The organism is Escherichia sp. E4736, assembly GCF_005781225.1.
GTDB lineage: Bacteria > Pseudomonadota > Gammaproteobacteria > Enterobacterales > Enterobacteriaceae > Escherichia.
Map to the genome: position 1 here is coordinate 66,473 of NZ_VATT01000015.1, position 23,980 is coordinate 90,452.

Below are 23,980 nucleotides of genomic sequence, written 5' to 3' on the forward strand. Positions count from 1 at the left end.
AGGATATAATTCCGCAGGAAGCATAGCGTGACTATAAAATATACTAAAAATTATCATCATCATCTGACCCGTATCGCCACGTTATGCGCGCTGCTGTATTGCAATAGTGCTTTCAGTGCTGAACTCGTTGAATATGACCCTACCTTCCTGATGGGGCAGAATGCATCTAATATTGATCTCAGTCGATACAGCGAAGGTAACCCCGCTATACCGGGTGTTTACGACGTCAGTGTTTATGTCAACGATCAACCAATCATTAACCAAAGTATTACATTTGTAGCAATTGAAGGAAAAAAGAACGCCCAGGCCTGTATCACATTAAAGAATTTATTGCAGTTTCATATTAATTCCCCCGATATAAATAACGAAAAAGCCGTTCTGCTTGCCCGGGATGAAACGCTCGGGGATTGCCTCAATTTGACGGAAATTATCCCTCAGGCTTCCGTTCGTTATGACGTTAACGATCAACGTCTGGATATAGACGTTCCTCAAGCCTGGGTAATGAAAAATTACCAAAACTATGTTGATCCATCATTATGGGAAAACGGCATTAATGCGGCTATGTTGTCATATAACCTCAACGGATATCATAGTGAAACCCCTGGTCGAAGAAATGACAGCATTTATGCTGCTTTTAACGGTGGGATGAATTTAGGTGCATGGCGACTGCGAGCCTCCGGCAACTACAACTGGATGACCGATTCTGGCAGTAATTATGATTTTAAGAATCGGTATGTACAACGAGATATCGCCTCACTACGCTCTCAATTAATTATTGGTGAATCTTATACTACGGGCGAAACCTTTGATTCCGTCAGTATCCGAGGCATTCGCGTATACAGTGACAGCAGAATGTTGCCTCCGACATTAGCCAGCTTTGCACCTATCATACATGGCGTCGCCAATACCAATGCCAAAGTCTCTATTACGCAAGGCGGCTATAAGATTTATGAAACGACTGTGCCTCCAGGCGCTTTCGTCATTGATGATCTTAGCCCGTCAGGGTACGGCAGTGATCTTATTGTGACCATCGAAGAATCCGATGGCTCAAAAAGGACATTCTCGCAACCTTTTTCATCGGTTGTTCAAATGTTACGCCCTGGCGTTGGACGTTGGGATATTAGCGGTGGCCAGGTCTTAAAAGATGATATTCAGGATGAACCTAATTTATTTCAGGCCAGCTACTACTACGGTCTGAATAACTATCTGACGGGTTATACTGGTATTCAGATTACCGATAATAACTATACCGCCGGTTTGTTAGGTCTTGGCCTGAATACCTCAGTCGGTGCATTTTCTTTCGATGTGACTCACTCCAATGTCCGTATCCCGGATGATAAAACATACCAGGGGCAAAGTTATCGTGTTTCCTGGAACAAATTATTCGAAGAAACAAGTACTTCACTGAATATCGCGGCCTATCGCTATTCAACACAAAATTACCTTGGTCTTAATGATGCACTAACTCTAATTGATGAAGTGAAACATCCCGAACAAGATCTTGAGCCGCAAAACATGCGTAATTACTCGCGCATGAAAAATCAGGTTACGGTCAGTATTAACCAACCGTTGAAATTTGAGAAAAAAGATTACGGTTCATTTTATCTTTCCGGAAGTTGGTCCGATTACTGGGCTTCAGGACAAAATCGTAGCAATTACTCTATTGGCTACAGTAACAGTACATCCTGGGGCAGCTACAGTGTCAGTGCACAGCGTTCATGGAATGAAAACGGCGACACTGACGATAGCATTTATCTCAGTTTCACCATTCCTATTGAAAAATTACTTGGCACTGAACAGCGTACTTCAGGTTTCCAGAGTATTGATACTCAAATGAGCAGTGACTTTAAGGGCAATAATCAACTCAACGTCAGTAGCAGTGGCTATAGCGATAACGCTCGCGTCAGTTATAGCGTGAATACAGGCTATACGATGAATAAAGCCAGTAAAGATATGAGTTATGTTGGTGGATATGCCAGCTATGAGTCACCGTGGGGAACCCTGGCCGGTTCAGTTTCTGCGAATAGCGATAACAGTCGTCAAGTTTCTCTCAGCACTGACGGTGGTTTTGTATTACATAGCGGCGGCCTGACCTTCAGTAATGACAGTTTTAGCGACTCCGATACACTGGCGGTAGTTCAGGCTCCTGGTGCCAAAGGGGCTCGAATAAATTATGGCAACAGCACTATCGATCGGTGGGGTTATGGTGTCACCAGTGCCCTTTCTCCTTATCATGAAAACCGTATCGCGCTGGATATCAACGATCTTGAGAACGATGTTGAATTAAAAAGTACCAGTGCTGTTGCTGTGCCGCGTCAGGGTTCAGTCGTCTTTGCTGATTTTGAAACTGTGCAAGGGCAATCAGCGATTATGAACATCACTCGAAGTGATGGTAAAAATATTCCATTTGCTGCAGATATTTATGATGAGCAGGGTAATGTAATTGGTAATGTTGGACAGGGTGGACAGGCTTTTGTTCGTGGTATTGAGCAGCAAGGAAATATCAGCATTAAATGGCTCGAAGAAAGTAAACCTGTAAGTTGTCTTGCGCATTATCAACAAAGTTCAGAAGCAGAAAAAATAGCGCAATCTTTTATTCTGAATGGAATTCGGTGTCAGATTCAGTAACTACAAGGGACGTCAAATGATAAAAACAACGCCACATAAAATAGCGATACTGATGGGAATATTATTATCACCCTCAGCATTTGCAACGGATATTAATGTAGAGTTTACAGCCACTGTCAAAGCGACAACCTGTAACATCACACTTACTGGTAATAATGTCACGAATGATGGTAATAATAACTACACATTAAAAATCCCTAAGATGGGGCTGGATAAGATCGCGAATAAAACGACAGAAGCTCAGGCTGATTTTAAACTGGTTGCCAGTGGGTGCAGCAGTGGCATTAGCTGGATCGATACCACTCTGACCGGAAACGCCTCATCAAGTTCACCCAAGCTTATTATACCGCTGTCTGGTGATACAAATTCTACGACAAGTTATATCGGTATAGGTTTCAAGAGACGGAATACTGATGATGCCACTTTTCTTAAACCCAACAGTGCGGAAAAGATACGCTGGGACACAGGCGAAATACCGTCCGACAAAGGTCTTGAAATGACTGTTGCGCTACGTGAAACATCTCAAGGCGCTGGTGTGCCGGGGAACTTCCGCGCTCTGGCGACGTTTAATTTCATCTATCAATAAGAAGGATAATTAAGATGACATTTAAAAATTTACGTTATGGATTATCCAGCAGTCTGGTTCTGGTAGCCTCACTATTCAGTGTCCCGTCTTATGCTGCAACAGACAGCATTGGACTGACTGTTATTACCACTGTGGAAATGGGTACCTGCACAGCAACACTTATGGATGGTAATAATAAAATCTCCACGGTTAATTTTGGTGATGTATATATATCTGAAGTCAATGCTAAAACCAAAATTAAAACATTCAAACTACAGTTTAAAGATTGTGCAGGAATTCCAGGAAAGAAAGCATATATAACATTAACCAAAGTTGGCACATGTGAAGGAAATGCCAATAATGGTGATGGATTTGCCAATGCATCTACATCCACAGAAAAAGCAAATGCGGTTGTGGTTGAAGTCTGGGGTGCCATCACACCAGATCGAGCAGACAAAAATAAACAATTTAGCTGCGCTACTCCTCAAGCGAAAGAAAAGAGTATTGTGGGTGCAACAGGTACTAATGTTGTGGACTTTGATATGAGTGCAGTCCTTGTGGTAGATAAGGATAAAACTGTCAATAATGTTACGGCAGGTGATTTTTTCGCCCCTGCAACATTTACTATCACCTATAACTAACAGACTGACAGATTCAGGAACTATATATGCATCCCACTCAACGTAAGCTGATGAATAGAATAATTCTGTTTCTGTCATTACTGTTTCCCATTACCTGTCCAGCCATCACTGGACAGGATATCGACCTTGTTGCCAATGTAAAAAACAGCACTTGCAAAAGCGGAATCAGTAACCAGGGTAATATTGATCTTGGCGTCGTTGGGGTGGGATATTTTTCAGGTAATGTGACTCCTGAAAGTTATCAACCAGGTGGAAAAGAGTTCACTGTCAGTGTATCCGACTGTGCATTACAGGGAACTGGCGATGTGCTAAATCAGTTACATATTGATTTTAGAGCCCTTAGCGGTGTCATGGCTGCTGGCTCCAGGCAAATATTTGCCAATGACGAAGCAACAGGCGCTAAAAATGTTGGCGTAGTTATTTTTTCTATCCAGGATTCTGCAAATACGTTCAATGTATTAAATACAGCAGGTATATCACGCTCAGTCTATCCCGTGATGACATCAGTAATGGATAATTCATCATGGAAATTTTATGCCAGAATGCAAAAAATTGATTCCACACTGGATGTTACTTCTGGCCAAGTCAAAAGCACCGTACTGGTTGATATTTATTATGAGTAACTCTAATGTAAGAAAAAACAATATGCACACACAGACCACCACATATTATATGCACGTATTATTTAAATTTTTCTATATAATTCTAACTACACTATTCTGCATCTCAGCTTACGCAAACAATACAAGTTTCATTGTAGGTAATAATGCTGGCGTTGATGCCTTTAGTGGTCCATCTTCAAGCGGAAAAGCAATATTTCGTTATGCGACTATTACTAACAATCTGGTGTTTTATAAACCACCTCCCGGTGATGGCATTAACAAAACTGATGTAAAACTGTTTTGGTCTCAACTAGATAGTTTGGGAGGGAGTGGGGGGACAGGGACTCTTTACTGTAATACCAGTGGAAATGCCAGTGGGGCACCGATGAAAATTGAAAATGCAATGATTGACTCTCATTTAACTTACGCGGGTCATAAGTTATTTTCAACGTCTGTTCAGGGACTCTATTATACGCTATCAATTTCCAACATTTGGTCAGCCTGGGTCAAATCAAATATCAGTGGAGATAGTATTTATATTGGAGATAGCGCAGACCAATACTTTTCATTCTACATAGATGATGTGGATCTTCAGACAAGAGGTTGCGACAGAGCAAATACAACCAGTAAATATTGGGCTATTGGTGGTTTAATGCAGAGTCTCACCGTTGAATTTTATACTGATTCATCTTTCAACCCGACACAAAACCAACAGGTTCAGTTGTTAAGCTCATCCGACTATCTTTATGCTTTCAAGGCTTATGGTGTTGGTGATGGTATTAATCAACACAGCAATCACCTTTATATAAATTTTGATTTAGTCAATATAAAAATCACTTTACCTACTTGTTTTACTTCAGTATTAAGCGGCACCAATGTAAGCGGCTCTACAGTAAAAATGGGAGAATATGGTCCTGGACAAATTAAAAATGGCGCAACTCCGGTTCTTTTTGACATTTCGTTACAGAACTGTATTCGTGTTCGTAATATCGAAACAAAATTAGTTTCAACAAAAATCGGCATAGAAGACAAACAGCTTCTTGGAAACACCCTCACAGGAACGGGGGGGGCAAAAGGTGTCGGTGTACTTATTGAAGGATTAGCCACTAGCAGAAGCGCCTTAATGACTCTGAAGCCTAATGACGCAACCTCTGTATATAAAGATTATGAAGAGGAAGATGATAATACTGACGGAATTTACCCAGATAAAGGCAATGGAACGACACAACCACTTCACTTCCAGGCGACGTTAAAGCAAGACGGGAATATTGCTATCGAACCCGGTGAATTTAAAGCCACCAGTACATTCCAGGTAACCTATCCCTGATAACATTGTGGCACCGTCTGGTAATGGCGGTGCCACAATAGAGAAATCATTGCCCCCACCAATGTGACTGATAAAATGCCAGACAGCACAACATCATTTATCAGGATACGTTATGAAACCGACCACCATCTCCTTACTGCAGAAGTACAAACAGGAAAAAAAACGTTTCGCGACCATTACCGCTTACGACTACAGCTTCGCGAAACTTTTTGCTGATGAAGGACTTAACGTCATGCTGGTAGGCGACTCACTGGGCATGACGGTTCAGGGGCATGACTCCACCCTGCCAGTTACCGTTGCTGATATCGCCTACCATACCGCTGCGGTACGTCGCGGCGCGCCAAACTGCCTGCTGTTGGCTGACCTGCCGTTTATGGCGTATGCCACGCCGGAACAAGCCTTTGAAAACGCCGCAACGGTTATGCGTGCCGGTGCCAATATGGTCAAAATTGAAGGCGGTGAGTGGCTTGTTGAAACGGTACAAATGCTTACCGAGCGCGCAGTTCCTGTATGTGGTCACTTAGGTTTAACGCCGCAGTCAGTGAATATTTTCGGCGGCTACAAAGTACAGGGGCGCGGCGATGAAGCGGGCGATCGACTGCTCAGCGATGCATTAGCCTTAGAAGCCGCTGGTGCACAACTGCTGGTGCTGGAATGTGTGCCGGTTGAGCTGGCAAAACGCATTACCGATGCACTGGCGATCCCGGTTATTGGTATTGGCGCAGGCAACGTCACCGACGGGCAGATCCTCGTGATGCACGACGCCTTTGGCATTACCGGCGGTCACATTCCTAAATTCGCTAAAAATTTCCTCGCTGAAACGGGCGACATCCGCGCGGCTGTGCGGCAGTATATGGCTGAAGTGGAGTCCGGCGTTTATCCGGGCGAAGAACACAGTTTCCATTAAGGAGTCACGTTGTGTTAATTATCGAAACCCTGCCGCTGCTGCGTCAGCAAATTCGCCGCCTGCGTATGGAAGGTAAGCGCGTGGCGCTGGTGCCAACCATGGGTAACCTGCACGATGGCCATATGAAACTGGTCGACGAAGCCAAAGCCCGCGCCGATGTGGTAGTCGTCAGCATTTTCGTTAACCCGATGCAGTTCGACCGCCCGGAAGATCTGGCTCGCTATCCACGCACTTTGCAAGAAGACTGCGAAAAACTGAACAAGCGCAAAGTCGATCTGGTTTTCGCGCCCTCGGTAAAAGAGATCTACCCGAACGGTACTGAAACCCACACCTATGTTGATGTTCCTGGCCTTTCGACCATGCTGGAAGGTGCCAGCCGTCCGGGACATTTTCGCGGCGTGTCGACCATCGTCAGCAAGCTGTTTAACCTGGTCCAGCCGGATATCGCCTGCTTCGGTGAAAAGGACTTTCAGCAACTGGCGCTGATCCGCAAAATGGTTGCCGATATGGGCTTCGATATTGAGATTGTCGGCGTACCGATTATGCGTGCGAAAGACGGTCTGGCGCTGAGTTCCCGTAACGGTTATCTGACGGCAGAACAACGCAAAATTGCGCCCGGTCTGTACAAAGTTTTAAGTTCGATTGCCGACAAATTGCAGGCTGGCGAGCGGGATCTCGATGAAATTATTACCATTGCAGGGCAAGAACTGAATGAAAAAGGCTTCCGCGCTGATGATATTCAGATTCGCGATGCCGACACGCTGCTGGAAGTCTCTGAAAACAGCAAACGGGCAGTAATTCTGGTAGCCGCCTGGCTTGGCGATGCTCGCCTGATCGACAACAAAATCGTCGAGCTGGCGTAATACTTAACTGGCGCTACGACTGATGGCGCCAATTATTCATTGCCACGATATTTGTAAGCGATTGTTCATATCGTAGACAACTTAGTTAATCAGCTTATCAACCTCAGCAAGAGGTAAATTTGCCATCTCTGCAACGTCTTCTCGAGACATCCCTTTACTCAAAAGACGCTGGGCGAATTCCTGCCTTTCTTCTTGTCTTGCCTCCTGTCTCCCTTCCTGTCTTCCCAGCTGAATCCCTTTCTCAATTCCCTTCTCAATCCCTTTCTCTTCAAACCACTGCGCCAACGTCATCATAGACTCCCCTCCTGTTTCCCTGTCTCTCACCACACCGTAAAACAAATCCGCTTGTTCAGTATGACCGCGTTGCAGCATATAGTTTTGCATGGCAACTAACTGACTTCCGCTAGTGTACCCTTCGTCAATCAGCGTGACCAGTTGCTCCAGCAATAACATTAAGTCGCGCTGGCGAATATGTTTTTGCAGTAGTTCGAGAATCGCAATCCGCCGATGTTGCATGATTTCGTCATCCGGCGTGATAGTGATATCCACCAGCGGGAATGGACTGTTATAGACGCGTCGCGCCAGCTCCGGCGAGTAAAACATATCAAACCAGCACATTGAGAGCGGATAAGGTGTGGCCTCGCCCTGATAAAACAGAATTGGCACCACCAGCGGCAGCTTATCGTGATCCGCCTCCAGATGTCGGTGCATGGCAGCAATGGAATAGCGCATCATGCGAAAGGCCATTTTCTTATCCGGCTTGCTTTGGTGTTCAATCACAACATGCAGATAACCGGGATTGCCCTGCATTTGCACGGAATAGAGCACGTCCGTGCTGTGTCCTTTCAGGCTCTCTTCAATGAAACTCCCCGACTCTAAATGAAGCGTGTTGAGGTCACAAAGTTCGTGTAATTCCACTGGCAAATGGATATCCAGGAAGTCGCGAGCCGTTTCCGCATGCATTAAAAATTGTTTAAATACCGCGTCATGCGGTGTGGTACTCGGTGCGTCCATCTTCCCTGCCTTCCGTGTGGCCCTGAGTGAAGGCAGTATCCAGTCAAGGCGTGCCGTCGTCAGCCACCTCTTTATTGTTTACCGAGCAGCGTTCAGAGAAATTTCAATTGGTTACAGGCGTTACATGGCAAGCTTCGGCGCGGTACGCAAACTGCTGGTGCAAATGCCACCAGATCAGTAGACACTTATCAAAAATCGGGCAATACTGCGTGAGAATTTCCTCAAAGCAGGCATCGCCTGCTTCGTTAACGACAGGGTAGAAAGGTAGAAGTTATGATTCGCACGATGCTGCAGGGCAAACTCCACCGCGTGAAAGTGACTCATGCGGACCTGCACTATGAAGGTTCTTGCGCCATTGACCAGGATTTTCTTGACGCAGCCGGTATTCTCGAAAACGAAGCCATTGATATCTGGAATGTTACCAACGGCAAGCGTTTCTCCACCTATGCCATCGCGGCAGAACGCGGTTCGAGAATCATTTCTGTCAACGGTGCGGCGGCCCACTGTGCCAGCGTCGGCGATATTGTCATCATCGCCAGCTTCGTCACTATGCCAGATGCAGAAGCCCGTACCTGGCGCCCCAACGTTGCCTACTTTGAAGGCGACAATGAAATGAAACGTACCGCGAAAGCGATTCCGGTACAGGTTGCCTGATAATCACCCCTGCGGCTGGTTACTCACCAGCCGCGACATTGTCTCCAGCGAATCTGTCCTTAAAATATACAGCCGCTTTAATAAATACGGATTATCCCCCGGTTTTACTTTACCTTTCATGGTCGTCACCGCCAGATGAAATCCGGCATCATTTGCCGCCTTTACCGCTTTGTCATTAAATCCACCAAATGGATACGAAAGATACAAGACTCGAGGATTAAATTGGTTTAGCGCCCGGCGAGAGCGTTCGAAATCAAACAGAATATTATGCTCACTGCGGCTGAGTAATATGGGTCGGCGATATCCATCTACCCGATGCAAAAAATGAGTATGTGACTGGAAATCAAAAACATCGCTGACATCAAGCAGTTCAGAAACACTCATAAACTGTAATGACTGCGGATTCCATTTCTGTGGATGACGTTTGATGCGAGAGGTAATAATAAATGCCGTCGCCTTCATACCGTATTCTTTCAGAATGGGATATGCATAACGACTCACTGATTTCAAGCCATCATCAAACGTCAGCACCACCGCGCGAGCCGGAAGATTCAACGAATTACGCAGATACCCTTCCAGTTGATACAAGGTTAACGTGGTATATCCACGATCGCGTAACCAGGTCATCTGGTTATTGAAAGCTCGCACCGACGTCGTGGTCGAAGTATGACGAAAACGGGTGTTCTCTTCATCGCGTAAAATATGATGGTAGGTCAATACAGGAATACCGTTATCCTGCTGCGCATCCAGTGCACTGATATAGGCCAGTCGTTCGCCAATACGAATTTGATACCAGGTTTGATTCAGGCGATCTTTTAATTTATTAATAATGGGATAACGCAAATTATCGGCCAACACGCCAAATGGCGCACTACCCGCATCAGGCGCGTTGTATATCGGAGTATCTTTCCATGTAATAAGATTTTGGTTACTCAGTGGCTTATTCAGATCCCCCAGACCATCTTCAACTTTTTGCCGCCCTTGTACAGGTTCCAGATGCCCTTTATCAATATACCCCGTAGCAAAACCAAAATTGAATTCATAATAATCGGCAGCGGTTGGGATGACCGAAATAATCTGCCCGGCGCGAATGTTGCCGACGGTTACCGTTTTGTCGCCAATTTTTCCCCAGATAGCTGCATCCTGAGTGGTTTGCATATAACGCGCGGGAAGCGCTGCGCCGACACCAGATGAAACCAGCAGCAGTAAAAAAATAATCTTTTTAATCATGAGAAAACTACCAGGCGAGAAACAGCGCCGTTAGTGTAGCAAAATCGGAATGCGATTTAATACTCGAACCAATTATGCTTGAGGACAAAGGGGGGATTTTTTTGTTGTTGGTGCCAGAGACTACTGACTTCAGGCCCACCCAGTTCGACAATTCGCTCGCGAAACTCCGCACTGGATAACGTTTCACGGTAGGCCAGCATCTGCTCAATTAACAGTAACGTGACACCAGAAATCACTTCGCAACGGGAATGTTTGTGGCTTAATAACGATGCAACACGATAAGGCGCAGCACCTGCAATATCGGTTAAAAAGATAACCCCATCGCCAGAATCTGTTTCATGCAGAGCATCGCACATCATGCGGCTGAGCATATTGGAACTTAATCCGCGCCAGAAATTCACCGCCCGGCACTGGATAAGTGCGCCATGTTTTTTTTCCAGCGCATCCAACATCTCTTGCGCCCGGTCGTCGTGACAGGTAATTACCCAACCTAACATTACCTTCCTCCTTAGCTGAAAATCAGTCTACCCTGACCATTGTTGATAAAGGGTGATAGTCGTCAAAACTCCTCTCCCCCGAATCCAGAGGAGAGGAACTAGCCTTAGCTGCGCAGACCGCGTCCGCGCTGGATCAGCGACCAGCAGATCAGATAAAACGCAATAATAAAAATAACCAGCACACCAAAAGTAGTAACCAGCGGCACATCATTAATGCCGAGGAAGCCGTAGCGGAATCCACTGATCATATAAACGATTGGGTTGAGATGCGACAGCCCCTGCCAGAACGGTGGCAGCAAGGTCAGTGAGTAAAACACCCCGCCCAAATACGTGAGTGGCGTTAACACAAAGGTTGGTACCAGGCTGATGTCATCAAACGTTTTGGCAAACACACCATTAAGCAATCCGGCAAGAGAGAACAACACCGCCGTGAGCACCAGCGTTAAAGCGACAAATACCCACGAATGCACCTGAAACGGTACAAAGAACAGCGAAATTGCTGTCACCAGCATACCAACAAGCAGTCCGCGCGCTACGCCACCGCCGACATATCCGGCAATAATGACGTGAGTCGGAACCGGAGCGACCAGCAGTTCTTCAATATTACGCTGGAACTTGGCGCCAAAAAATGATGAAGCGACGTTGGCGTAGGCATTGGTGATTACCGACATCATGATCAGCCCCGGAACAATGAACTGCATATAGCTGAAGCCATGCATATCGCCAATACGCGAACCAATCAGGTTACCGAAGATGATAAAGTAAAGGGTCATGGTGATAACCGGTGGCACCAGCGTCTGTATCCAGATACGCATAAAGCGATGGATCTCTTTCGCCCAGATGCTTTTTAACGCCACCCAGTAAAGATGCATCATGTGCGATCTCCTTGTTTTTCATTAACCAGTGAAACAAACAACTCTTCCAGACGGTTAGCTTTGTTACGCATACTTAATACCTGAATGCCCTGCTCACTTAACTGCGTGAATACGCTGTTGATCCCCTGCTCACGCAGCACTTCAACTTCCAGCGTCGCGGTATCCACCAGTCGATACTGATAGCCATCGAGTTTCGGTAACGGGCTTTTCGGTGCGAGATCGAGAATAAAGGTTTCTGATTTCAGCTTCGCCAGCAGCGCCTTCATCGAGGTATTTTCCACCAGTTCGCCGTGTTGAATAATGCCGATATTGCGGCACAGCATTTCTGCTTCTTCCAGGTAATGCGTGGTAAGAATAATGGTGGTGCCTTTGTCGTTTAAATCCTTCAAAAAGCCCCACATTGAGCGGCGAAGTTCAATATCTACGCCTGCGGTCGGTTCGTCCAGAATCAGTAGTTTAGGTTCATGCATTAACGCACGGGCGATCATTAAACGACGTTTCATCCCGCCAGATAACATGCGCGCACGTTCGTTACGCTTTCCCCACAAATCGAGTTGCTTAAGATACTTTTCGCTGCGGATGTACGCTTCTTTGCGCTCTACACCGTAGTACCCCGCCTGATTCACCACAATTTGCTGTACGGTTTCAAACGGGTTGAAGTTAAATTCCTGTGGCACCAGTCCCAACTGACGTTTAGCGTTGACGACATCTTTTTCAAGATCGTAACCAAATACGCTGACCCGCCCGGAGGTTTTATTTACCAGAGAGCTGATAATACCGATAGTGGTTGATTTTCCGGCCCCGTTCGGCCCGAGAAGCGCATAAAAATCACCCGCTTCGACTTGCAAATCTATCCCACGAAGCGCCTGAACGCCGCCTGGATAGGTTTTTTTAAGCTGTTGAAGTTCCAGTGCAATGGTCATAAATTTTTACTTACCTTACGTTCTTACACTTTATCTGTGGTTTAAATCGTCCCGGAGTTGCCCTATATTAGCCAAACGTAATTATTTGGTTACAGGTCGTTAACCTCCATGAAAGACATAGATACACTCATCAGCAATAATGCACTATGGTCAAAAATGCTGGTGGAAGAGGATCCCGGGTTTTTTGAGAAACTGGCACAAGCGCAAAAACCGCGCTTTCTATGGATTGGATGTTCCGACAGTCGCGTTCCTGCAGAACGTTTAACCGGTCTTGAGCCGGGCGAACTCTTTGTTCACCGTAATGTTGCTAACCTGGTCATTCACACCGACCTGAACTGCCTTTCCGTGGTTCAGTATGCAGTGGATGTTCTCGAAGTTGAACACATTATTATCTGTGGCCACTACGGTTGCGGCGGCGTACAAGCCGCAGTTGAAAACCCGGAACTGGGGCTTATCAACAACTGGCTGCTGCACATCCGCGATATCTGGTTCAAACATAGCTCATTGCTCGGCGAAATGCCGCCAGAGCGCCGTCTGGATACCTTGTGTGAACTGAACGTCATGGAACAGGTGTATAACCTGGGCCACTCCACCATTATGCAATCAGCGTGGAAACGCGGGCAGAAAGTGACCATTCACGGCTGGGCCTACGGCATTCACGACGGCTTGCTGCGTGATCTGGATGTTACTGCCACCAACCGCGAAACCCTTGAGCAACGTTACCGTCACGGGATTTCCAACCTCAAGCTGAAACACGCCAACCACAAATAAATATGCCATGCCGGATGCAACACATCCGGCAACTTCACACTTACTCGTCCAGCAGAATCACTTTGCCGATATATGGCAGATGACGGTAACGCTGTGCGTAATCAATGCCGTAACCCACCACAAACTCATCCGGGATCGAGAAACCGATAAATTCTACCGGGACGTTCACTTCACGACGGGACGGTTTATCCAGCAGCGTACAAATCGCCAGCGACTTCGGTTCACGCAGGCTTAAGATTTCACGCACTTTCGACAGTGTATTCCCCGAGTCGATGATATCTTCAACAATCAGCACGTCCTTGCCACGGATATCTTCATCCAGATCTTTGAGGATTTTCACATCACGGGTGGTGGACATGCCGCTACCGTAGCTGGAGGCGGTCATAAAATCGACTTCATGAGATACCTGAACTTCACGGCACAGGTCCGCCATAAACATAAATGAGCCACGCAGCAGACCTACCAGCACCATATCGCTGCCGCTGTCTTTGTAACGCTCAGTAATCTGACGACCCAGTTCGGCGATACGCGCTTTAATCTCCGCTTCGGGGATCATTACTTCTACAGTATGTTTCATATCTCTAACCATATGATTTAAAAACAAATCACTTCGCACGGGCGGGATTCAGCACCGCAACAAAGCGCAAGACATGCAGTATACCAGTAAAACTATTCATTCGCGGAATCTGTTAATAAAGCTCAAATTGTGATGACGATCACACATGTTAAAACCTATAATTAATTGCTACTAAAATATTAATGAATTGAAATGGTGTTTCTTTATGGCAATTAACAATCCCGGCTCGCGACGATTACTCGTCACGCTAACCGCCCTATTTGCAGCGCTTTGCGGGCTGTATCTTCTCATTGGCGGAGGCTGGCTGGTCACCATTGGCGGCTCCTGGTACTACCCTATCGCAGGCCTTGTGATGCTCGGCGTCGCCTGGATGCTGTGGCGCAGTAAACGCGCCGCGCTTTGGCTGTATGCCGCTCTGCTGCTCGGCACCATGATTTGGGGCGTCTGGGAAGTTGGTTTCGACTTCTGGGCGCTGACTCCGCGCAGTGACATTCTGGTCTTCTTCGGCATCTGGCTGATCCTGCCGTTTGTCTGGCGTCGCCTGGTCATTCCTTCTGGCGGCGCAGTTGCTGCGCTGTTAGTCGCACTGTTGATTAGCGGCGGTATCCTCACCTGGGCCGGATTTCACGATCCGCAAGAAATCAACGGCACTTTAAGCGTCGATACCACACCAGCAGAAGCCATTTCTCCCGTTGCCGATCAGGACTGGCCTGCCTATGGCCGCAATCAGGAAGGTCAACGCTTTTCACCACTGAAACAAATTAACGCCGATAACGTCCACAACCTGAAAGAAGCCTGGGTGTTCCGTACAGGCGATGTGAAACAGCCGAACGATCCGGGCGAAATCACCAATGAAGTGACGCCAATTAAAGTGGGCGACACCCTTTACCTGTGTACCGCTCACCAGCGCCTGTTTGCGCTCGATGCCGCCAGCGGTAAAGAGAAATGGCATTACGATCCTGAGCTGAAAACCAACGAGTCTTTCCAGCACGTAACCTGCCGTGGCGTCTCTTATCATGAAGCCAAAGCTGAAACTGCTTCGCCGGAAGTGATGGCGGATTGCCCGCGTCGTATCATTCTTCCGGTCAATGATGGTCGCCTGATTGCACTCAACGCTGAAAACGGCAAGCTGTGCGAAACCTTCGCCAATAAAGGCGTGCTCAATCTGCAAAGCAATATGCCGGACACCAAACCGGGTCTGTATGAGCCGACTTCTCCGCCGATTATCACCGATAAAACCATCGTGATGGCCGGTTCAGTTACCGACAACTTCTCAACCCGCGAAACGTCTGGCGTGATCCGTGGTTTTGATGTCAACACCGGGGAGCTGTTATGGGCTTTTGATCCGGGCGCGAAAGATCCGAACGCAATCCCGTCTGACGAGCACACCTTTACCTTTAACTCGCCAAACTCCTGGGCGCCTGCGGCCTATGACGCGAAGCTGGATCTGGTTTATCTGCCGATGGGCGTGACTACGCCAGATATCTGGGGCGGTAATCGCACACCGGAACAGGAGCGTTATGCCAGCTCGATTCTGGCGCTGAATGCCACCACCGGGAAACTGGCGTGGAGTTACCAGACCGTTCACCATGACCTGTGGGATATGGACCTTCCGGCACAGCCAACGCTGGCGGACATCACCGTTAATGGTCAGAAAGTGCCAGTTATTTACGCTCCGGCGAAAACCGGCAACATTTTTGTGCTCGATCGTCGTAATGGTGAACTGGTGGTTCCGGCCCCGGAAAAACCAGTGCCACAAGGTGCAGCGAAAGGCGATTACGTTACCCCTACTCAACCATTCTCGGAACTGAGCTTCCGTCCGACGAAAGATTTGAGCGGTGCGGATATGTGGGGCGCCACCATGTTTGACCAGCTGGTGTGCCGCGTGATGTTCCACCAGATGCGCTATGAAGGCATTTTCACCCCGCCATCTGAACAGGGTACGCTGGTCTTCCCGGGTAACCTGGGGATGTTCGAATGGGGCGGGATTTCCGTTGATCCGAATCGTGAAGTGGCGATTGCCAACCCAATGGCACTGCCGTTTGTTTCGAAACTGATCCCGCGCGGTCCGGGTAATCCGATGGAACAGCCGAAAGATGCCAAAGGTACGGGTACGGAATCCGGCATTCAGCCGCAGTACGGTGTACCGTATGGCGTCACGCTCAATCCATTCCTTTCACCGTTTGGTCTGCCGTGTAAACAGCCAGCATGGGGCTATATCTCGGCGCTGGATCTGAAAACCAACGAAGTGGTGTGGAAGAAACGTATTGGTACGCCGCAGGACAGCATGCCGTTCCCGATGCCTGTTCCGGTGCCATTCAATATGGGTATGCCGATGCTGGGCGGGCCAATCTCCACGGCGGGTAACGTGCTGTTTATCGCCGCTACGGCAGATAACTACCTGCGCGCTTACAACATGAGCAACGGTGAAAAACTGTGGCAGGGCCGTTTACCAGCGGGTGGTCAGGCAACGCCGATGACCTATGAAGTGAATGGTAAGCAATATGTGGTGATCTCCGCGGGCGGTCACGGTTCATTTGGTACGAAGATGGGCGACTATATTGTGGCTTATGCGTTGCCGGATGATGTGAAGTAACCATAATGCCCGGAGAGATCCGGGCATATTTCCGAATACGGTCTTTTTATACCGTAAACCCTAACATCATCCCCGTATCTTCATGCTCCAGCAGATGGCAGTGCGCCATATAAGCATGCTCTTTCGGTGCATCGTGATTAAACTTCACCAGTACTTCGCTGACATTACCTTCTACCTTAACGGTATCTTTCCAGCCTGCGCGATGCGTCGCTGGCGGTTTGCCATTTTCTGACAAGATACGGAACTGCGTGCCGTGAATATGGAACGGATGCAGCATCATGTCACCCACGCCAGAGATAACCCAACGTTCGTACTGCCCTTTCGCCGCCGCAAACATCGGCTTGTTCATATCAAACGCCTGACCGTTGATTTTATTGGCATGGTGGAAATCGAACTTCCCGCCGTGGTTCATATGATTCATATTGCCATGCCCCATATGGCCCATCATCTGGCTGTGATCCATCCCGGCCATCGCCTGATCGCCATATTTCTCCATCAGCATCTGCATCCCCATCATATCGAGCATCGGGTCCATGGAAAGTTGCAGCTTGCGTACCGTCAGCCCTTCCAGCGAAGGTAACGCAGGCAGGCTACTTAACGCGTCAGGTAAGGCACCTGAAGCACTAATGGCAATCGGCTGAATCCGCATTACCGGATGCGGCTTATCAAACGGCGCGATCGCCATCCCCATCTGGCTGACTGGCAGCGTCACCAGGTCAAACGGTTTGTTGTCGTTAACCTCCACCAGCACTTCGAAACGCTCGCCCATCAGCACGGGAAGCTCGTTCACCTTCACCGGTTCGGGCAGCAGACCACCATCGCTGGCAATCACATACAGCGGGCGATTGTCGCTGGTGGCGAAATTGAGCGAGCGGGCGTTACAGCCATTGAGTAAACGCAGGCGCAGCCAGCCGCGCGGTGCTGCGTGTTGCGGGTAGATTGCACCGTTGGTCAGCAACGTATCACCAAACCAGCCCACGGCGGCGGTCATCACATCCAGTTGATAATCAATCTGTCCGTCGGCGTTAAATTTTTTATCCTGAACGATCACCGGAACATCATCGATACCCCACTGTTTTGGCAGCATTAATTTCAGGATCTCGTCATCTTCAATCACCACCAGACCTGCCAGCCCCATCGCCACCTGACGCCCGGTTTTGCCGTGCTGATGCGGATGGAACCAGCAAGTAGCGGCAGGTTGATCGACGTTCAGCGTCACCGTGCGTTGACCGCCTGGCGGAATAATTCCCTGCGGGCCGCCGTCCACTTCTCCCGGTACTTCCAGCCCGTGCCAGTGCAACGTCGTCTCTTCCGTCAGTTGGTTATAGATATCAACCGTTACCGCTTTACCGCGCTGTAACTTCACCGCAGGCCCTAACAGATTACCGTTATAGCCCCAGGTGGTCGCCGTTTTCCCGGCAAAGGTGGACTGACCTGGCATGATCGATAATCTTATGCGGCCACGAACATCAGAAGTGAGGAGTTCGGGGATCGGCAGTGTTGGACGTTCTGCGGCAAAAACTGTTCGACTCCACAGCGGCAAAGCCGAAGCCACGCCCAGCGCGACGGAATATTTTAAGAAATCACGGCGTTGCATAGTTATTTCCTTATTCTCAAGCAGGCGAAACAAAATCAAACGTTGAGCATAGCCCTTCCCCTTACGGGAAGGTCAAGCCGCAGACACAATTTAATCGACAATAATGGTCGTCGCCTCGCTCACAGTGTGCTAACGTTTATCTTCTTTAAGTCCTGGTAGAAGCAATGAAGACGTTTTTCAGAACAGTGTTATTCGGCAGCCTGATGGCCGTTTGCGCAAACAGTTACGCGCTCAGCGAGTCTGAAGCCGAAGATATGGCCGATTTAACGGCAGTTTTTGTTTTTCTGAAGAACGATTGTGGTTACCAAAACTTACCTAACGGGCAAATTCGTCGCGCACTGGTCTTTTTCGCCCAGCAAAACCAGTGGGATCTCAGCAACTACGACACCTTCGACATGAAAACCCTCGGTGAAGACAGCTACCGCGATCTCAGCGGTATCGGTATTCCCGTCGCGAAAAAGTGCAAAGCCCTGGCCCGCGATTCCTTAAGCCTGCTTGCCTACGTCAAATAATCCCTGATACCTTTTTGTAGAAACATTGACCGTGCAACCACGGTCAATGTTAGCTATTATGTTGCGCTCTTTTTTTACGAGTGTTAACAAAGGAGGTATCAACCCATGGCCGAAAATAAACTGTGGCATGAAACGCTACACGACCAGTTTGGGCAGTACTTTGCGGTAGATAACGTTCTGTATCATGAAAAGACCGATCACCAGGATCTGATCATTTTTGAGAACGCCGCATTTGGTCGCGTAATGGCGCTGGATGGCGTAGTACAAACCACCGAGCGCGATGAGTTTATCTATCATGAGATGATGACCCACGTTCCGCTACTGGCCCACGGTCACGCGAAACATGTGCTGATTATCGGCGGCGGTGACGGCGCAATGCTGCGTGAAGTGACCCGACATAAAAACGTTGAGTCAATCACGATGGTGGAAATCGACGCGGGCGTGGTGTCGTTCTGCCGTCAGTATTTGCCCAACCATAACGCCGGTAGCTACGACGATCCGCGCTTTAAGCTGGTGATCGACGATGGCGTCAATTTCGTGAATCAAACCAGCCAGACCTTTGATGTCATTATCTCCGACTGCACCGATCCTATCGGCCCCGGCGAAAGTCTGTTCACCTCAGCATTTTATGAAGGCTGCAAACGTTGCCTGAATCCTGGCGGTATATTCGTCGCACAAAACGGTGTCTGCTTTTTACAGCAGGAAGAGGCCATCGGCAGCCATCGTAAACTCAGCCATTACTTCAGTGATGTTGGCTTTTATCAGGCGGCGATCCCGACCTATTACGGCGGCATCATGACCTTTGCATGGGCGACAGATAACGACGCCTTACGCCATCTCTCTACCGAAATTATTCAGGCGCGTTTTCTCGCCTCTGGCCTGAAATGCCGTTATTACAATCCGGCAGTCCATTCGGCAGCTTTTGCCTTACCTCAGTATCTGCAAGACGCACTGGCTTCACAGGCGCTCTAAGGAGAAGATAAGAAATTGAAAAAACTGAAACTGCATGGCTTTAATAATCTGACCAAAAGTCTGAGTTTTTGTATTTACGATATCTGCTACGCCAAAACTGCCGAAGAACGCGACGGTTATATTGCTTATATCGATGAACTCTATAATGCCAACCGTCTGACCGAAATCCTGTCAGAAACCTGTTCCATTATCGGGGCCAATATTCTTAACATCGCCCGCCAGGATTACGAACCACAAGGTGCCAGCGTCACTATTCTGGTGAGTGAAGAACCGGTCGACCCAAAACTTATCGACAAAACAGAACACCCCGGCCCACTGCCAGAAACCGTGGTTGCCCATCTCGATAAAAGTCATATTTGCGTACATACCTACCCGGAAAGCCATCCTGAAGGCGGTTTATGTACCTTCCGCGCCGATATTGAAGTCTCTACCTGCGGCGTGATTTCTCCGCTGAAGGCGCTGAATTACCTGATCCACCAGCTTGAGTCCGATATCGTAACCATTGATTATCGCGTGCGCGGCTTTACCCGCGACATTAACGGTATGAAGCACTTTATCGACCATGAGATTAATTCGATTCAGAACTTTATGTCTGACGATATGAAGGCGCTGTATGACATGGTGGATGTAAACGTCTATCAGGAAAATATCTTCCATACCAAGATGTTGCTTAAAGAGTTCGACCTTAAGCACTACATGTTCCACACCAAACCGGAAGATTTAACCGACAGCGAGCGCCAGGAAATTACCGCTGCGCTGTGGAAAGAAATGCGCGAGATTTATTACGGGCGCAATATGCCTGCCGTTTAACGGCCCTGGCGGAGCACGGAGGCTCCGCCTGATTTACCTACTTCTGCTGCACGAAATTACGGTACGCCGCCACCACCTGAAGAAAATCCTCAACGCCGCACAGCGACAAGCTCTCTTCGTCGTAGTAGTTCATCCCCTCTTCCATTTCATCGCCAGCGAATTCCAGTTGATTGGCGCGAACCATCACCTCTTCGCCGTCCATCCATAGCGTGTACTCATGCCCTGCCCGCTGCCAGGAACGTTCGCTACCTTTGAGCGTGCGCGCGGCGTCTTCCACTTCATCAAGCAAGGCCAGGTTTTCTTTCACCTCTTCATTAAACCAGTGCCCGACCACTTCATGCCCCATGGACATGCGCACCTTTACCACTCCGGTAATATCGCGCAGAAATTCGTAATCCATAGTGTGTTCCTCTGCTCCCGGCAATGCGCCGAAATCGCATTGCGCCATTGATGTAATTATCGCAGCCTTATCGGAGAAAAACAGCGGAGCGACGGTGGTTTAGAGATAAAAAAATGCCCGGGAATCACATTCACCGGGCATTGTGTCGTTTATGCGCAGCGCGTGCGCTTACTTATTAAACCGCAGTCTGGAAAATCACCCCGTCCGCTTTTTCGGTGTACTGAGAAAGCTGGTTGAAGTTCAGATAACGGTAAGTATCAACGGCAGTTTTATCCACCTGCGCAACGTAGGTCTGGTACTCTTCCGGCGTCGGCAGTTTGCCAATCAGCGCCGCAACAGCAGCCAGTTCCGCAGAAGCCAGGAAGACGTTCGCGCCAGTCCCCAGACGGTTCGGGAAGTTACGGGTAGAGGTGGAAACCACCGTCGCACCGTCTGCTACACGCGCCTGGTTACCCATACACAGGGAACAGCCAGGGATCTCGATACGCGCACCGCTCTTACCGAAGACGCTGTAGTAGCCTTCTTCTGTCAGCTGCGCGGCGTCCATACGCGTTGGCGGTGCCACCCACAGGCGGGTCGGCAACTGGCCTTTGTGCGCATCCAGCAGTTTACCCGCAGCACGGAAGTGACCGATGTTAGTCATGCAAGAACCGATAAACACTTCGTCGATCTTCTCGCCCTGTACCGCAGACAGCGGACGCGCGTCGTCCGGATCGTTCGGTGCACAGAGGATTGGCTCTTTAATATCCGCCAGATCGATGTCGATCACTGCCGCGTATTCCGCATCTGCATCGGCTTCCAGCAGCTCAGGATTCGCCAGCCATTTTTCCATGCCCTGAATACGGCGTTCCAGAGTACGACGATCGCCGTAACCTTCCGCGATCATCCACTTCAGCAGGACGATGTTGGAGTTCAGGTATTCGATGATCGGTTCTTTGTTCAGCTTGATAGTACAACCAGCGGCAGAACGCTCGGCGGACGCATCGGTCAGCTCAAAGGCCTGCTCAACTTTCAGATCCGGCAGACCTTCAATTTCCAGAATGCGGCCAGAGAAGATGTTTTTCTTACCTTTCTTCTCAACGGTCAGCAGACCTTGTTTGATCGCATACAGAGGAATGGCGTGTACCAGATCGCGCAGGGTGATACCCGGCTGCATCTTGCCTTTGAAGCGCACCAGAACAGATTCCGGCATATCCAGCGGCATTACGCCTGTTGCGGCAGCAAATGCCACCAGACCAGAACCCGCAGGGAAAGAGATGCCGATCGGGAAACGGGTATGGGAGTCACCACCGGTACCGACGGTATCCGGCAGCAGCATACGGTTTAGCCAGGAGTGGATTACGCCGTCACCCGGACGCAGCGACACACCGCCACGGTTCATAATGAAGTCCGGCAGCGTGTGGTGCGTGTTAACGTCAACCGGCTTCGGATATGCCGCTGTGTGACAGAAAGACTGCATCACCAGGTCAGCCGAGAAGCCCAGGCACGCCAGGTCTTTCAGTTCATCACGGGTCATCGGGCCGGTGGTGTCCTGGGAACCTACAGAAGTCATTTTCGGTTCACAGTACGCGCCTGGACGAATACCTTTCACACCACAGGCGCGACCTACCATTTTCTGCGCCAGCGAGAAGCCACGGTCGCTTTCAGCGACATCTTTCGCCTGACGGAACACATCGCTCTGCGGCAGACCAAGTGCTTCACGCGCTTTGGTGGTCAGGCCACGCCCGATAATCAGCGGAATACGACCACCAGCACGCACTTCATCAATCAGCACGTCGGTTTTCAGTTCGAAGGTCGCCAGCAGCTCGTTGGTTTCGTGGTTACGCACTTCGCCTTTGTACGGGTAAACGTCAATCACATCGCCCATATTCAGGTTAGAGACGTCCACTTCAATTGGCAGTGCACCCGCGTCTTCCATCGTGTTAAAGAAGATTGGTGCAATTTTACCGCCGAGGCACAGACCACCGCCGCGTTTGTTCGGCACATGCGGAATATCATCGCCCATAAACCACAGTAAGGAGTTAGTGGCGGATTTACGCGAAGAACCCGTACCCACAACGTCACCGACATACGCCAGCGGGAAACCTTTCTGTTGCAGAGCTTCGATTTGCTTGATCGGACCAACAGCGCCTGGCTGGTCTGGCTCAATGCCTTCACGGGCGTTTTTCAGCATCGCCAGCGCGTGCAATGGGATGTCCGGGCGCGACCACGCATCCGGTGCCGGAGAAAGGTCATCGGTGTTGGTTTCGCCAGTTACTTTGAAGACGGTAACGGTCAGTTTTTCAGCCAGCGCCGGGCGATTCAGGAACCATTCGGCATCCGCCCAGGACTGCATTACCTGCTTCGCGTATTTGTTGCCTGCTTTGGCTTTCTCTTCTACGTCATAGAAGTTATCGAACATCAGCAGCGTGTGGGACAGTGCTTTGGCAGCGATCGGTGCCAGTTTGGCATCATCCAGCGCGTCGATCAGCGGATGAATGTTGTAACCACCCTGCATGGTGCCCAGCAGTTCGATGGCTTTTTCCGGAGTCAGCAGTGGGGATTTGGCTTCGCCTTTGGCGACAGCAGCCAGGAAGCCTGCTTTTACATAGGCGGCTTCATCGACGCCAGGGGGAACACGGTTGGTTAACAGATCTAACAGGAATTCTTCTTCGCCCGCGGGCGGGTTTTTCAGCAGCTCTACAAGCGCGGCCATTTGGTTTGCATCCAGGGGTTTGGGCGCAATCCCCTCAGCGGCACGCTCAGCTACGTGCTTACGGTATTCTTCTAGCACGACGGTTCTCCTCGCTCTCATTGTCATAGTGCGGCAGGCGATTCTCTTCACGCTCCTGTGAGACAGCAGTTTGTAGGGTAAATGCCCAGTACCGCAACGGGCAGAATAGCAGGATTTTGACGATGTGTTAATCTGTTTACAAAAAAGCAACATAAAAAAGTGGCTGAATCGTTAAGGATGGTCTAGAGATTGTTTCCCTCCGTAAAAACTTCGTTAATTTGCATTGTGATAATCACCTTTCTCAAC

General features: G+C 49.0%; 22 protein-coding genes. 13 read left to right on the plus strand and 9 right to left on the minus strand.

Translation table 11 applies throughout. The features are described from left to right. Nucleotides 1–27 precede the first annotated feature (27 nt). The 7 genes from htrE (at nt 28) to panC (ending at nt 7,533) form a co-directional block, all read left to right on the plus strand. On the plus strand, nt 28–2,628 hold the full coding sequence (gene htrE, locus FEK46_RS11575; RefSeq protein WP_135560069.1) for a Yad fimbria usher protein HtrE: 2,601 nt from the start codon (nt 28–30) through the stop codon (nt 2,626–2,628). A gap of 16 nt (nt 2,629–2,644) precedes the next feature. Next, nucleotides 2,645–3,214 (plus strand): fimbrial protein, encoded by a 570-nt coding sequence (locus FEK46_RS11580; RefSeq protein WP_135560070.1) that lies wholly within the window; start codon nt 2,645–2,647, stop codon nt 3,212–3,214. Between the two features lie 14 nt (nt 3,215–3,228). Next, on the plus strand, nt 3,229–3,834 hold the full coding sequence (gene yadL, locus FEK46_RS11585) for a fimbrial-like protein YadL (RefSeq protein WP_130204973.1): 606 nt from the start codon (nt 3,229–3,231) through the stop codon (nt 3,832–3,834). Between the two features lie 26 nt (nt 3,835–3,860). Beyond that, complete coding sequence (locus FEK46_RS11590; protein WP_135560071.1) at nt 3,861–4,457, plus strand: fimbrial-like protein; 597 nt, start codon at nt 3,861–3,863, stop codon at nt 4,455–4,457. A 22-nt stretch (nt 4,458–4,479) separates the two neighbouring features. Continuing rightward, nucleotides 4,480–5,763 carry a fimbrial-like adhesin gene (locus FEK46_RS11595; protein WP_276608985.1) on the plus strand — a complete coding sequence of 428 codons (1,284 nt, stop codon included), beginning with the start codon at nt 4,480–4,482 and terminating at the stop codon, nt 5,761–5,763. Nucleotides 5,764–5,875: 112 nt separating this feature from the next. After that, complete coding sequence (panB, locus tag FEK46_RS11600) at nt 5,876–6,670, plus strand: 3-methyl-2-oxobutanoate hydroxymethyltransferase (RefSeq protein ID WP_135406063.1); 795 nt, start codon at nt 5,876–5,878, stop codon at nt 6,668–6,670. Nucleotides 6,671–6,681: 11 nt separating this feature from the next. Continuing rightward, nucleotides 6,682–7,533, plus strand: a complete 852-nt coding sequence (panC, locus tag FEK46_RS11605; protein WP_001561429.1) for a pantoate--beta-alanine ligase — start codon at nt 6,682–6,684, stop codon at nt 7,531–7,533. Nucleotides 7,534–7,614: 81 nt separating this feature from the next. On the opposite strand, the gene FEK46_RS11610 is transcribed toward panC, so the two are convergent. Then, nucleotides 7,615–8,547 (minus strand): Rpn family recombination-promoting nuclease/putative transposase, encoded by a 933-nt coding sequence (locus tag FEK46_RS11610; protein WP_135560072.1) that lies wholly within the window; start codon nt 8,545–8,547, stop codon nt 7,615–7,617. Between the two features lie 273 nt (nt 8,548–8,820). On the opposite strand from FEK46_RS11610, the gene panD reads away from it, so the two are divergent. Continuing rightward, nucleotides 8,821–9,201, plus strand: a complete 381-nt coding sequence (gene panD, locus FEK46_RS11615; protein ID WP_000621508.1) for an aspartate 1-decarboxylase — start codon at nt 8,821–8,823, stop codon at nt 9,199–9,201. A gap of 3 nt (nt 9,202–9,204) precedes the next feature. On the opposite strand, the gene FEK46_RS11620 is transcribed toward panD, so the two are convergent. The 4 genes from FEK46_RS11620 to FEK46_RS11635 all read right to left on the minus strand — a co-directional run bounded on the left by FEK46_RS11620 (nt 9,205) and on the right by FEK46_RS11635 (nt 12,726). Beyond that, on the minus strand, nt 9,205–10,431 hold the full coding sequence (locus FEK46_RS11620; protein WP_130260736.1) for a polysaccharide deacetylase family protein: 1,227 nt from the start codon (nt 10,429–10,431) through the stop codon (nt 9,205–9,207). A 56-nt stretch (nt 10,432–10,487) separates the two neighbouring features. Beyond that, a complete protein-coding gene (locus FEK46_RS11625) occupies nt 10,488–10,928 on the minus strand; it encodes a PTS sugar transporter subunit IIA (protein WP_130260735.1) in 441 nt (146 codons plus the stop codon). Nucleotides 10,929–11,032: 104 nt separating this feature from the next. Then, on the minus strand, nt 11,033–11,803 hold the full coding sequence (locus FEK46_RS11630; protein WP_064525104.1) for an ABC transporter permease: 771 nt from the start codon (nt 11,801–11,803) through the stop codon (nt 11,033–11,035). Continuing rightward, nucleotides 11,800–12,726: an ABC transporter ATP-binding protein gene (locus tag FEK46_RS11635; RefSeq protein ID WP_000150638.1), complete on the minus strand. Its 927-nt coding sequence runs from the start codon at nt 12,724–12,726 to the stop codon at nt 11,800–11,802. The genes FEK46_RS11630 and FEK46_RS11635 overlap by 4 nt, the downstream gene beginning before the upstream one ends. Nucleotides 12,727–12,834: 108 nt before the next feature. Between FEK46_RS11635 and can the strand changes: the two genes are divergently transcribed. Further along, nucleotides 12,835–13,497, plus strand: a complete 663-nt coding sequence (gene can / locus FEK46_RS11640; RefSeq protein ID WP_130204959.1) for a carbonate dehydratase — start codon at nt 12,835–12,837, stop codon at nt 13,495–13,497. A gap of 40 nt (nt 13,498–13,537) precedes the next feature. Here can and hpt read toward each other — a convergent pair whose 3' ends face one another. Then, nucleotides 13,538–14,074 (minus strand): hypoxanthine phosphoribosyltransferase, encoded by a 537-nt coding sequence (gene hpt, locus FEK46_RS11645; protein WP_000683335.1) that lies wholly within the window; start codon nt 14,072–14,074, stop codon nt 13,538–13,540. Nucleotides 14,075–14,279: 205 nt separating this feature from the next. On the opposite strand from hpt, the gene gcd reads away from it, so the two are divergent. Continuing rightward, on the plus strand, nt 14,280–16,670 hold the full coding sequence (gcd, locus tag FEK46_RS11650; protein ID WP_135560073.1) for a quinoprotein glucose dehydrogenase: 2,391 nt from the start codon (nt 14,280–14,282) through the stop codon (nt 16,668–16,670). A 46-nt stretch (nt 16,671–16,716) separates the two neighbouring features. Here the strand turns inward: gcd and cueO are convergent, their stop codons facing one another. After that, on the minus strand, nt 16,717–18,267 hold the full coding sequence (cueO, locus tag FEK46_RS11655; RefSeq protein WP_135560074.1) for a multicopper oxidase CueO: 1,551 nt from the start codon (nt 18,265–18,267) through the stop codon (nt 16,717–16,719). Nucleotides 18,268–18,431: 164 nt separating this feature from the next. Here cueO and FEK46_RS11660 point away from each other — a divergent pair, with 164 nt between their 5' ends. The 3 genes from FEK46_RS11660 (at nt 18,432) to speD (ending at nt 20,561) form a co-directional block, all read left to right on the plus strand. Further along, nucleotides 18,432–18,779 carry a YacC family pilotin-like protein gene (locus FEK46_RS11660; RefSeq protein WP_014639061.1) on the plus strand — a complete coding sequence of 116 codons (348 nt, stop codon included), beginning with the start codon at nt 18,432–18,434 and terminating at the stop codon, nt 18,777–18,779. Between the two features lie 105 nt (nt 18,780–18,884). Next, the gene (gene speE, locus FEK46_RS11665) at nt 18,885–19,751 is read left to right on the plus strand and encodes a polyamine aminopropyltransferase (protein WP_130204953.1); all 867 of its coding nucleotides are present in this window, start codon (nt 18,885–18,887) and stop codon (nt 19,749–19,751) included. Between the two features lie 15 nt (nt 19,752–19,766). Beyond that, entirely contained in the window at nt 19,767–20,561 is a 795-nt protein-coding gene (gene speD, locus FEK46_RS11670) for an adenosylmethionine decarboxylase (RefSeq protein WP_000734287.1), read from the plus strand. 37 nt (nt 20,562–20,598) lie between these two features. On the opposite strand, the gene yacL is transcribed toward speD, so the two are convergent. Next, nucleotides 20,599–20,961 carry a protein YacL gene (gene yacL / locus FEK46_RS11675; protein ID WP_000384304.1) on the minus strand — a complete coding sequence of 121 codons (363 nt, stop codon included), beginning with the start codon at nt 20,959–20,961 and terminating at the stop codon, nt 20,599–20,601. Between the two features lie 175 nt (nt 20,962–21,136). Continuing rightward, nucleotides 21,137–23,734, minus strand: a complete 2,598-nt coding sequence (gene acnB / locus FEK46_RS11680) for a bifunctional aconitate hydratase 2/2-methylisocitrate dehydratase (protein WP_135560075.1) — start codon at nt 23,732–23,734, stop codon at nt 21,137–21,139. Nucleotides 23,735–23,980: the final 246 nt, after the last annotated feature.